This window comes from Stieleria neptunia (assembly GCF_007754155.1).
Taxonomy (GTDB): domain Bacteria; phylum Planctomycetota; class Planctomycetia; order Pirellulales; family Pirellulaceae; genus Stieleria; species Stieleria neptunia.
On record NZ_CP037423.1, the window covers coordinates 8740600 to 8752295 of the forward strand.

Consider the following 11696-nt stretch of genomic DNA (forward strand, 5'->3'; position numbering starts at 1 on the left):
ACGAGCAGGAGAGCGTTTGCCGAGTGCGAACCGCCGGTCGGATGATCTCCGTTATACTCGGTGCTGACGATTCACGCACCCGTTGCGGATCGGCCCGACGGTTGCGGAACTGCTCCGAGCCTTGCCATCTATTCCATCAAGACGATTCGAAATGCCCGATGAATCCCCTGCCGATTCGGCGTTGATCGAGCGGATCAAACAAAAAGACGCGACGGCGTTGGCGGACTACATCCGTCTGCACCAAGCCCAGCTGTCCGGTTTCGTGCGATCGATCACCGGCGAACACCTGCTGGCTGTGGTCGAAGTCGATGACTTGGTCCAAGAGGTCTCGGCGGCGGCCCTTGCCGGCCTGGAGACCGCGCCGCTGGAGGAGTATTCGCCGATGGACTGGTTGCAACAACTCGCCCGTCGACGCGTTGTCGATGCCCATCGCTTTCATTTTGATGCCAAGCGACGCGATGTGAATCGACAACAATCCCTGCACGCCGCCGGCAGCGGCAGCGCCTCGGGTGATTCCGCCCCCGGGCTGGAACAACTGCTGGCCGCCAGCATGACCAGTCCCAGTGCGGCGTTCAGCCGTGACGTGCGGATGATGCGGATGCAAGCGGCCGTCGAGTCACTCGGTGAAGAACAACGTCAAGCGATTCGGATGCGTTATGCCGAAGGATTGCCGACCAAGAAGATCGCCGAAAAACTCGGCAAGTCCGACGTGTCGGTCAGAGTCCTGCTCTCGCGCAGCATGCGGCAGCTGGAAAAGATCCTCGACGACGTCCGCCCGACCCGGGAATAGCAGGGCGGAGAGAGGGTTGGCAGACTGATTCGGGGCATAGCGGGCAGGAGGCGGGAGCCTCCAAGACAGTGCGTTCCCAGGCAGGAGCCTGGGAACGAGGCGCCATCATTCTGCCACCCCAGCGTTCTGCCACCCCAGCGTTCTGCCACCCCAGCGTTCTGCCCCCCCATCATTCTGCCACCCCATCATTCTGCCACCCCATCGTTTTGCCCCCATCGTTTTGCCCCATCATTCCCCCGATTTCACACGGCCTTGCTTTTCCCACATCGCTTGCCGCTCGGCGAAGCGTCGCTTGCGTTCTTCAGAGATCTCGTTGACGCAATTGGGGCAGTGCACACCGGCTTTGAAATCCGGATGCTGCTGGTCCTCTTTCGACACCGGCCATCCACAGGCGAAACACATCACGTGCTCGCCTTCGGCCAGTCCATGGCCGACGGAAACGCGTTGGTCGAACACGAAGCAGTCGCCGTTCCATTTGGATTCCGACGGCGGGACGGTTTCCAAATACTTCAGGATGCCGCCGCGGAGGTGATAGACCTCTTGGAAACCTTTTTGCTTCAGCAGGGCCGTCGACTTTTCACAGCGGATTCCGCCGGTGCAAAACATCGCGACCTTTTTCTGCTTGGACGGATCGAGTTGTTTGTCCACGAACTCGGGGAACTCGCGAAACGATTCCGTGTGCGGGTTCTGGGCACCTTCAAAGCTGCCGATGGCGATCTCGTATTCGTTGCGGGTATCGATCAGGACGACCTCGGGGTCGGCAATCAAATCATTCCAGTCCTGCGGATCGACGTAGGTTCCGACCGATTCTTGGGGATCGATCCCCTCCACGCCCATCGTCACGATTTCACGTTTCAATCGGACTCGGCTGCGTCGAAACGGTTGTTCGGCGCACCGGGACTCTTTGACGTCTAGATCCGCGAACTCGGGAATCGACCGCAAGTGGTCCAGCACCGCATCGATGCCATCGCGCGTGCCCGCGATGGTCCCGTTGATGCCTTCGGTCGCCAACAACAGCGATCCCTTGACGTTGTTCTCGACAAGCACCGCTTCGATCGACGGCCGCAAGTCTTGATGGTTCGGCAGGGCGACGAATCGGTACAGCGCCGCGACGACGATCGGCAGGTCGTCGGCGGTCCGTTCGAGTGGTTCGTTCGACATCGTGATGAGCGTTAGAATTAGGCGGCCAGTGGAGGGTCGGCTCTCCTCTTTCCAGGTACGACGGCCCTTCCGGGCCGTCGTCCGTAGGACTCTGACCTTCACAGGTACGACGGCCCTTCCGGGCCGTCGTCCGAAGGACTCCCCACGACGACCTAGAAAGGACGTCGTACAACGGATCCGTACGATGCTACCGGCAGCACTCGACACCACTCGTATGCGGTGACGTCGGACGGCTGGTTCTACAGCAGCATCCGCAGTGCGGCCAAGGCGGTGGCGTAGTCGGGTTCCTCGGTGACTTCAGCGACGATTTCCTTGTGAGCGATTTCGCCATCGGCGTTCAGGACGAAGACGGCGCGGGTGAGCAATTTCAGCTCTTCGATCGTCAATCCGTAGTCGTTGCCGAAGGCATGCGTCTGGTAATCGCTGGCGGTCCGCATCTTGATGTCCTCGGCCCCACAGAATCGGGCCTGGGCGAACGGCAGGTCACGACTGACCGTGACGGCGTTGATTTTGTCACCGAGCGCGGCGAGTTCTTCGTTGAACTTTTTGGTCTGGGTCGCACAGGTCGGCGTGTCCAAACTGGGAACCACGCTGATGATGCTGGGTTTTCCTTTCAGATCGGCCAACGTCAGCGTTTGGATGCCGCCTTCGGCGTAGTGGAGCTGAAAATCGGGAGCCGGTGCGCCGACAGCGAGCGCCTCTCCGGCCAAAGTCATCGGGTTGCCCTTGAAAGTGATGACGCCAGTTTGACTCATGATAAAAACCTTGTGTGGTGTTCGGTTCGACACATTTTTACGGAACAATGTTAAGCTGTTGAAATTATGTTGCCCCGACACGCAACCGGGAATGGGGCTCACCCCGGATGCCCGGACCAGAGAATAAAAATTTCCAATGTTTTTGCCGCATTCGTCTCCGCCAACCCTTCGCTTCCTCGCTTGCATCGCCGTGCTGGCCCTGGCCGGCGCGTCGTCTCGGCTGACGGCTGCCGACGGGTCAAAATTTGCGCACAGCGACGGGGACGCCCGGTTTTTACACCAAATTCACTTGTACGATGCGAACAATCGTCGCATCGAACCGGACTCGACGACGCCCTATTCCAGCATGAAGACGTGCGGGCGCTGCCACGACTATGAAACGATCTCGCATGGCTGGCATTTTAACGCCTTCCTGCCCGAGTCCGCCGATGGCCGCGAGGGAGAACCCTGGATCTGGACCGATCCCCGCACCGGGACCCAATTGCCACTCTCCTACCGCGACTGGAAACAAACCTTCGATCCCCGCCAAATCGGTATCGACCAGTGGGCGATGGTCCGGCAATTCGGCGGACGCATCCCCGGTGGCGGACTGGGACACGCCCCCGAGCAAGAGGACGACAAACCCGCCGAGGCCGACGAGGGCGATGCCGAGACCACCGAGGCCGACGCGACCGCGTCACGTTGGCCCCTGTCCGGATCACTAGAAATCGACTGTTTGGCATGTCATGGCGTTTCGGGGTCCTACGATTTCAATGCCCGACGGGACCAGATCGCCGAAGAAAACTTCGCCTGGGCCGCCACCGCCGCACTTAAGATCGCCACGATCGACGGCCAGGTTTCGCGGATCAAAGAGGGCTCCGATCCCGAAGACGAAGCGACCCAAGAAAAACTGCCTAAAGTCAGCTACGACGCGTCTCGCTTTGCGACCGACGGCACGGTCTTTGTCGACCTGGTCCGCCAACCGCAAAACAACGCCTGTTACCAATGCCATAGCAATCGGACCGTCGACGAATCGGGCATCCAATCCCGCTGGACGCACGACGAAGACGTCCATCTGCGGGCCGGCATGGCGTGTATCGATTGTCACCGCAATGGGATCGACCACCACATCGTCCGGGCCTTTCCTGGCGAAGCCCACCCCAGCGGCAAAGACATGGTCACGCTGTCGTGCGCGGGCTGCCACCTGGGCGCCGACTTCGTCGATGAACTCCAGCATGCGTCCGACGACGAACCAGAATCCCATCCCTACGCCACGGACCAACTGGCCGGGCGGCTGGGATCACCGCATCCCGCCCACGCCGGATTGCCACCGCTGCACTTTGAAAAACTCTCCTGCACCGCCTGCCATGGCGGTCCGCTGCCCCGTGACCAGGCACTCGGGATCATGACGTCCCTGGCACATTCTCTGGGCGAAAAAGGGCACCGCACGGGGACGGAACTGCCGCGGATCGCAGGCCCCGTCTACGCCAAGGGCGACGACGGTCGAGTTTACCCGCACCGCGTCGTCTGGCCGGCTTACTGGGCCAGTCTGGTCGATGGCAAATTGCAACCGCTCGATCCCGATTCGGTGTACGAGATCACGCGGCGGGCCCTGCGGGTGCGAAGTGATTTCACGAGCGAATTGCTGTCACCCAAACTGGGCAGTTCAGAACTCAAAGAAGCCCTCGGAGAAGACCGCTACCGCACTAAAGCCGACGAGTGGACCGACGAAGAAGCCGCCAAAGTCGAAGCGGCGACCAAGGCGGCCGGTGAGCAACTGTTCGGCGAAAAGGTCTTCGCAGCCATCGCCGCCCTGGAAGAAGAACTCGGCCTGGCACAGGTCGTCTACGTGTCCAGCGGTGTGGTGTACGCCAGCGGTGACGAAGAAGACACGGTCAAGAAAATCGAAGTCTCCGACGAAGATTCGATCGACATGGTCCGTTGGCCGATGGCACACAACGTCCGCCCGGCCGGTTGGTCATTGGGCATCACCGGATGCGTCGAATGCCACAGCGACACCGGAAAGATCTTTGCCAGCACCGTCGCAGCGACCGGTCCCGGCCCCGATCAAGGTGAGCCGGTGGCGATGTTCACACTGCAAGGCATCGATGCCGATCAACGTCTGACGTGGAACGAACTGTTCACCGGGCGGGCCAGCTTCAAAATCATCGTCGCCACCTCCATCACCGTCCTAACGATCACGTTGCTGTTGGCCGCCGGCATGTGGGTCGGACGCCTGGGACGCGCGTGATCGGGTAAGAGGCTTTATGGCTGGTCCAATGACGGTTCACCGATTCAACGCCCTTTGTCTGGCGGTTTTATTTTTCATCGTCTGGCCCATCACGACGGCAAACGGTGAAAAACTGCGTGTGGGTCTGATCGATCCGATCGATGGGTATGGCCTGCCGATCCAGCACTTGCCGGACTTGCGGCGCTGCTTGGTGGCGGTGGACGACTCGGGAGACATCGGGAATTCCATTCACCTGGCGAAGTGCTTCCGCGACGTAATATCGGTCCCCGATCACAGCGTCGAAGGCGTCTGCGGGCGACCGGTCAAACTCCCACGCCACTGGGACTTGAACGCCAGCCATCGTCTCTATCGCGGTGTCGCCTGCGGTCCCTGGCGTCCCCGGACGATCGTCCGCGACACGCTGCTCGAACAGCAGTCCAGCCCACAGTCACCCGACCCTTGGTCCAAATGGAAACCGCTGGTTGAATCGAATGTCCCCAACGATGTCGTCGTCCGCATCGACGACCAGGGGACAGACGACCAGGGGACATGGCAGGTGGCATTCGATTGGGACGCAAACCTCGTGATCGGCGAGGACGAGGTGTTCACGTTGCCGCCGGCGCGGCTTGAACAACCGCATCTGTTTCGCCGTGACGATGCCATTTTGATGATGCAGCCGGTTGGGAATCCGACATCCGAATCGGCGGACGAGATTCGCTTGAAATGCTGGACGATCTCAGGATCGACTCGCGACACGGATCGACGATCGGAACCATCCCTGTTGACCTTGTTATTGCAGGCGTCCGGCGACTTGCCGAACGAACGGGCCGGCATCGAGCTGGTTTGGCTGGATGTCGGCGGTCTGTTGCCGGCGGATCTGGGGGCTGCGATGGACGCGGCGCAGCGTCTCGACTGCGAGGTCGTGTTTGCGAATCTCGGTCAGCCCGGGAACGTCGCAACCGACACGGCGCAGCTTCTCGCCTCGCTGTCACACCAGACCGGCGTCGCAGTCGTGGTAAATCAACGAACCACGGTCGCCCCGGACTTCGTGGCCCATCCCGCCAAGACCTCGATTCCGGACATTGCGGAATTCCGCGACCGAAAACAGCCTGGTTCATCCGAAGCGTTTCGCCGAGCAACAAAATTAATGTTGCAGGATCTGAGATCCTTACGCCACACGGTTGCCGAACAACCCGGCAGCGAACCAACCGGCCCGATCGACGCGTTGTTCGGTGAATCGGCCTCGGCGATCAACAGCCAGCGGTTCCAGCGAATTGACGCGGGCATGCAGGTGGTGGCGCGGATTCCACTGGATGCCGTCGATGGTCGAGTGCGGTTGAGTGACGACGGGCCGGCGATCCCGCTGCATCAAGTGGAAGGGATTCGTTTGTATGACCTGCACGGACAGCGGATCGGTGGACCGGAACTTGTTGACGGCCCCGCCTTCGATCATGGCTGGCCGACGCACACGCTCGATCATCGGGGCGGCTATGTCATCGCCCCCGAAACAATCAAATGGAAAGGAAAGGTCTGGAACACAACCGATCGCCAATGTCGGCTCTCATGGACACGGGGAACGGCTCCGATGCTTGAGAAGACGACCAACCGAACGGAATCGGAACAGCCTGAGACGATTCAGTTGATCGGCAGCCAAGAGACTCCGGACACGCTTCTCCTGTCCGCCGTCACTCGAGTGGAACGGCTGGACCGAAAAGAAGAATCAGAAGTCCCCAGCGCCGTCCGCCAGTCGGCAAGTCATTTGTTAAATCGTGGACCGTCGGTTCAATCTTGGTGGTATCGCGCGTCGTCAAACCCCGGAACCGTTCGACACCAAACCGTCCTGCAAGAACTCGACGAAACCGTACCGGCATGGGACCAAAGCCATCTGCAGTGTTGGACGCTGTTGGAAACGGGATGGCTGCAAACACCCGCCGACCGCTTGGGAGCGTTTCGACATTCGAGCCCGCAAGCGGAGTGGATTTTGGTGCAGGCAGTGAAGCTCCCCACGTCTCCGAAACAGGCACCACGATTGGTCCTGGCCTCTCGTTTCGAGCAAAAAGCCGATGACGCTCCTTGGAAACGAACGCAACACCAACGGCGAGCATCGGATCCTGTTTCTTCCACCGACAAACGATTGTGGGTCGATGAGTACAATGGCACGATACCGTCTATTTCGATGCATGGTGCGGAGATCCTCTGGTACGCGTTCCATTCACCGGCCGAACAAAGCCCGGCGACGCGTTGGCTGCGGCTTTCTGCCAATCCCAACGAGCCGGCAGAACCGCATGATTGGTTGTGGCACTATGACCATGATCCCGTAGCCGAGCTGCTGCAGCAACGGTTGCTGGCCGGATCGAGCCCGTCGAAGATTTTAAGTCGAACACCGAAGCCGGAGGAGACGTTGGACGATCCCGTCGCGTGGCGATTGTATCTGCTGGCTCTCGATCAACCCACCCTTCGCAAGCAGCACTTAAACGAAGTGATCGCTGCTGCCGATCATGTCTTAGAACTTTGTCAGCAGCGACTCGGTCCCTTGCCAGGTCAGGAGACGTCTGCGGCGCCCGGCTCAGAGACGGCAGGTCCGGAGCGGACGCCAGCGTTCTCGACACCACCCGATCCGGCCGGAATTCTGGCGTACGCCTGGGCGGCCGACGCGGCGTATCGTCAAGTCCGCGCGATCGGCTATCGCGAACTTCCCGATGTGATCGCAACGCATCCGATCAAGGACATGGAATCGCAGAATCGCGAATTCGAATCCGCCTTTGGCCGACTGTGTGGAATCGTCGACATCCACGACCCGCGTTTTGCGCTCGCGTTGGTCCGACATGACCGACGGCGTGGGCATCCGGCGAAAGCCTATGAAGTGCTTTACCGTCATGCCCATGAAGGCCCGGCGATGCCATGGTACTTCAAAAAGGAACGCGACCTTTGGAGCGATTCCGGCTGGGAGCCGTTGCGCAGGCTCGGCCACGCCCGATGGTTTCTGCGCCAGGCCAACGAGCCGGTCATGCATTAGCCGATTGAAGCGGATTGCCACCGTGCAATGGGACCAATAGGACACAGAGGACGTATGGGTCCCATCTGTCCTATTGGTCCCATTGGTCCTATCGATCGCGGGACCCTTTGGCGCTACGGTTGGACCGGTCGACACCCGGGTTGGTCCAAACACGCTTGAAAACAAGTTTTTCTCAGCGGTCTAGCCTGAGCTTGGCCAACAACAGATTCAGGTAGCTGGAACGGACGGTCGTCACCAGCCCGAGACGTCCGGCAAGCGCGTCGATCCGCTCGCCCGCTGACTTGACCGCGTCGGGTGAATCGTCTTGGAGCAGCAACTCGATTTCGGCGAACAGCCCGACCTGATCGACCTGATCGATGGTCAGCGTAAAATCGGTGTGTTGTGTATCCGTCGTCGGCCACGCATACGACCGTCGCTCTTTCCGCACGGTCGCGACAGGATCAAACCCCAGTGCCTGAAGCAGACGGGTCATTTGGCTGCCGTCGGCGTCACCGGGCGCCAGACACCACTCGATTTCTTCGCGAGCCTTCAACGCCGAGTCACCGACGTCCATCTTGGGACCCTTGTAGGTCACCGAAGCAACCGAATCGATCATTCGGATCCGAAACGCTTCCTTGGTCTGCACAAAGTCTCGCGACGGGTGACGGTAGTAGGTGTCCGCGTGGCGTTCCACGTTGCCACCCACCGCCCCCATCTCATCCAGACGCTTGATCAAGTCATCCTTGTCGGCAAGTTCGTACTTCGTTTCGACTTCAAGCATGGTGACGCTCGCTAACGTTCTAGGCGGCTATGGATTTGCTGGCGAATCGTTTCATCCGACTCGTGCTGAAAGTGCTGGCGCAATGCGGCCAACGATGACCGATCACCACGCTTGGCAAGTTCGGTGACGGCCCCTTTTCGGACGAACGGACTGGGGCTTTGCAGCTGCGCGATCCAATACGACGTCGAATCCACGTCACCGGTCTTGCGTTGCTTGGTTTGGTCGGCCAGCGTGGTCGCGGGGCGAAATCGCGGCTTGAGCAACCGGGCGTCCGAGCGAACGGAACCTTCGTTGTCGGCCGGTTGATTCAAAACGACGTCGGACGGTTCGATCGGATCAAGCGTCGCGACGGTCCGACGATAGAGCGTCGGCGTCGTCGAAGTCGGCGGCCAATCCGTCCAGCCCGCGGCCTCGTGATCGACCAGATCGATCGGCAACGGTTGCCCCGTCTCGGCAATCGCATCGCGCGGCGGATGCCCGGGTGCTGTGCTCTCCGTCGCGATCACCTGCATCAGTCGGCGATAGGTGGCGTCGTTCTCCGCGCAGCCCGAATCGAGCAAGTCGCGGGCGGCCAGACGAGCCAATTCTTGAACACGGATCCAGCGTGGATCCTGGGCGTCGGAGATCGTACCGGAGACTGCCGCGAGCTGATCGGCAAAAATAAATCGCCGCTCGGCCAACTGCTCAGACGGCAACGTCATCCATTGCCGACTCAGATCTTCGAGCAACTCGGCGGACCGCGCCGAGACCTCTGGTTTTTCGTCAGCGATCGCGGCCACGATTCCGGGGATCCCATCGATCCCCGATGTTTTCAATCGCTCAAGCTGCGCCAGCTTTTCCGCCGTGGTGAGCTGCGAAAACCCGCTCACAATTTCAGCCAAGCGGGCGCGTTGAAGGTAAACCTGTGCCGCGGTCACGATGCCAAACAGGACAAACGCGAACGTCAGGTATTTTGCCGTCGATGCGAAGTGGCGCCGCGATTGGTTGCGAGATTCCGCAAAGGCCGAAAACGGATTGGGCGTGCGTTCCAGTTCGTAATCATCCATGATCGTACGCCTGAGGATGGGGGATGGATCGGGAGGCGGCGATCATCCTCGACAAGGCCCGGGGACCGCAAGATCAGCTTGCCGGAAGGGAGGGGGGGAGAGTCAATGCCACTTGCTTTGGCTCTGCAGGTGTTAGCGGAACGGCGCGAGCGGGCTGTCGTTTTAGTCGGGATCTGCTGAGTCAATGGTGAGCCGCTGGCCGTAAGGCCCCGGGGACGTCGCAGTGCCCGGCCGCTTACGCGTCGCGGCTCACAAAATCGACAGCCCGCTCGCGCCCCACCGCTAACGAAAAACACCCCGCTTGGCGTCAAAGTAGATGGCATTGGGCGGAGAGTGGCGGGGCCACTCGGGGACGCAAGCTGGAAGCTTACGCCACTAGGGGATGCGTAATTCATCCAGCGTCTTTTGATAGGCGTCGCGATCGGCTTCCCATTGCTGGTGGATCTGGCGTGCCACGTCGACTCCGGTGATCGCGTCACGGGTGATCGCCGAGAGCGAGACGATGTCGGCCGGCGAAAACGGATCGCCGACCCAAACCACCGTGCCCCTGGAATCGACCAGCATCGCCCGCCCCGGTTCCAGATCCAGGTTGCGAGTCCCGTTGTCGCTGCGCTGAGCCAGGACGACCCAAAACCCGTTGGCCAGCCCCGCGTCGGTGAACATTCGCCCGGTCGAATCGTTGACCACCGCGACCGGGATGATGTTGTCGCGGATCGATTCCGGCGACTGACGCAGCCAAACCGACAGCACCTCGGCCGCTCGCATGTTTTTCACATCTCCAGCATCGACCGACTGGGCCAAACCGGCGTACCACAGCGTCAACGGTCGGCCGACGCCCCGTTCGGTGACCGTCACTCGCCCGGTCCGGTCGACGACCTGGAACGCGGCAACCCGACGGCCCAGCCGACGATCGGGCGGGGGCGGGGGAAGGGGGACGAGCGACCGGAGATACCTGGGACGACGCGGCAAGTCCGACTCCGGCATTTCCTCCATCCGATACGGTGACTCGGGCGGCCGGAAACTCGCGCCGGTCAAAACCAGTTCCAGCGAGTGAACCTGCCAGCCTTCCAACTCGATGCGTTTGCCCGCCATCGCGACGGGTAGCTCGACACAATGAATCAGCGACCGCTGGGGATCGATCCAAAAACGATACACATCATTGCCGGCGACCGTTTCCACGACGACGCACTGGACGTTCTCGCGCCGCGCCATGCCGTCATAGCGAATCGACCGCTGCTCCGACTCCCCGGCCTCTTGCCCTGCGGATTCCTTGCTGCCGGTGCTGCGGCCGAATAGCTTGCCCATCGGGTTGGGATCGAGCAGCCATTCCAGTTGTGGCGGGGGACCGCCGAGCCCGGAGACCATTCGTGCGGTCAAAATCGGGTCGCGGAGCAATTTTTCCAGCTCAGGACGATTGGCGGACTGCCCGTCGGCAGAGGGCCCCGCCAGGAGTACCTGCCCATCATGAAAATCGGTCTGCTCGTCGGCGATCCAACCGACCATTCGTTCGGGATCGGACCACAACCGGGCATCATAAGCGGCGATCCAGATTGTCGGCCCGTCCATCACCACGTGCATCGGAGCGGTTCGACGGATCAATTGTCCGTCTTTTTCCACCCGCAGCCGCACTTCGCCGCGATCACGATAGGACCGGGTGTTCTGATAGCGTGTCAGGACGCGCTTCAGATAATCCGCGGCGGGAATCTCGGGCAGCGAAAGGGTCCTTTCCTCGGTCGCCGAATCTGCGGCCGACGAAGGGGCGTGTTCCCTGCCGCCACAGCCGGACAATGTCACCCAAGCCGCGATCGCGACGAGTTTCGGGAGCGATCGAACGAGCGACTTCATCGATTTCGAGGGTTTGCCGGCTAGGATTTGCGTCGCGATGACGGGAGGCCGTGTGCGAGTTCCGCAGTGGACGGCACCAAACAGCGTCTGATAACGACTCCCATACAACATTGC

General features: G+C 60.8%; 8 protein-coding genes. 3 read left to right on the plus strand and 5 right to left on the minus strand.

Features of this window, described 5'->3' with window-relative positions:
* The first annotated feature begins 151 nt into the window (after positions 1–151).
* The gene (locus tag Enr13x_RS30435; protein ID WP_145390669.1) at positions 152–790 is read left to right on the plus strand and encodes an RNA polymerase sigma factor; all 639 of its coding nucleotides are present in this window, start codon (positions 152–154) and stop codon (positions 788–790) included.
* Positions 791–1018: 228 nt separating this feature from the next.
* Here Enr13x_RS30435 and trhO read toward each other — a convergent pair whose 3' ends face one another.
* Together trhO and tpx are read right to left on the minus strand one after the other, a co-directional pair.
* Positions 1019–1951 carry an oxygen-dependent tRNA uridine(34) hydroxylase TrhO gene (gene trhO, locus Enr13x_RS30440; RefSeq protein ID WP_145390670.1) on the minus strand — a complete coding sequence of 311 codons (933 nt, stop codon included), beginning with the start codon at positions 1949–1951 and terminating at the stop codon, positions 1019–1021.
* A gap of 239 nt (positions 1952–2190) precedes the next feature.
* Positions 2191–2706 (minus strand): thiol peroxidase, encoded by a 516-nt coding sequence (gene tpx, locus Enr13x_RS30445; protein ID WP_145390672.1) that lies wholly within the window; start codon positions 2704–2706, stop codon positions 2191–2193.
* A gap of 136 nt (positions 2707–2842) precedes the next feature.
* On the opposite strand from tpx, the gene Enr13x_RS30450 reads away from it, so the two are divergent.
* Both Enr13x_RS30450 and Enr13x_RS30455 read left to right on the plus strand, forming a co-directional pair.
* Positions 2843–4936, plus strand: coding sequence for a hypothetical protein (locus Enr13x_RS30450; protein WP_145390674.1), 2094 nt, complete (start codon positions 2843–2845; stop codon positions 4934–4936).
* A 28-nt stretch (positions 4937–4964) separates the two neighbouring features.
* Positions 4965–7931: a hypothetical protein gene (locus tag Enr13x_RS30455; protein ID WP_145390676.1), complete on the plus strand. Its 2967-nt coding sequence runs from the start codon at positions 4965–4967 to the stop codon at positions 7929–7931.
* A gap of 172 nt (positions 7932–8103) precedes the next feature.
* Here Enr13x_RS30455 and cyaB read toward each other — a convergent pair whose 3' ends face one another.
* The 3 genes from cyaB to Enr13x_RS30470 all read right to left on the minus strand — a co-directional run bounded on the left by cyaB (position 8104) and on the right by Enr13x_RS30470 (position 11582).
* Positions 8104–8691: a class IV adenylate cyclase gene (gene cyaB / locus Enr13x_RS30460; RefSeq protein ID WP_145390677.1), complete on the minus strand. Its 588-nt coding sequence runs from the start codon at positions 8689–8691 to the stop codon at positions 8104–8106.
* 11 nt (positions 8692–8702) lie between these two features.
* Positions 8703–9737 carry a HEAT repeat domain-containing protein gene (locus Enr13x_RS30465; protein WP_145390679.1) on the minus strand — a complete coding sequence of 345 codons (1035 nt, stop codon included), beginning with the start codon at positions 9735–9737 and terminating at the stop codon, positions 8703–8705.
* A 375-nt stretch (positions 9738–10112) separates the two neighbouring features.
* Positions 10113–11582, minus strand: a complete 1470-nt coding sequence (locus tag Enr13x_RS30470) for a hypothetical protein (protein ID WP_145390681.1) — start codon at positions 11580–11582, stop codon at positions 10113–10115.
* Between the last annotated feature and the right edge of the window lie 114 nt (positions 11583–11696).

What these genes read in the sequence shown, in the direction of transcription:
- tpx (WP_145390672.1), bottom strand. Translation starts at nt 2,706, where the DNA reads ATGAGTCAAACTGGCGTCATCACTTTCAAGGGCAACCCGATGACTTTG.
- Enr13x_RS30465 (WP_145390679.1), bottom strand. Translation starts at nt 9,737, where the DNA reads ATGGATGATTACGAACTGGAACGCACGCCCAATCCGTTTTCGGCCTTT.
- Enr13x_RS30435 (WP_145390669.1), top strand. Translation starts at nt 152, where the DNA reads ATGCCCGATGAATCCCCTGCCGATTCGGCGTTGATCGAGCGGATCAAA.
- Enr13x_RS30455 (WP_145390676.1), top strand. Translation starts at nt 4,965, where the DNA reads ATGACGGTTCACCGATTCAACGCCCTTTGTCTGGCGGTTTTATTTTTC.
- Enr13x_RS30470 (WP_145390681.1), bottom strand. Translation starts at nt 11,582, where the DNA reads ATGAAGTCGCTCGTTCGATCGCTCCCGAAACTCGTCGCGATCGCGGCT.
- Enr13x_RS30450 (WP_145390674.1), top strand. Translation starts at nt 2,843, where the DNA reads ATGTTTTTGCCGCATTCGTCTCCGCCAACCCTTCGCTTCCTCGCTTGC.
- trhO (WP_145390670.1), bottom strand. Translation starts at nt 1,951, where the DNA reads ATGTCGAACGAACCACTCGAACGGACCGCCGACGACCTGCCGATCGTC.
- cyaB (WP_145390677.1), bottom strand. Translation starts at nt 8,691, where the DNA reads ATGCTTGAAGTCGAAACGAAGTACGAACTTGCCGACAAGGATGACTTG.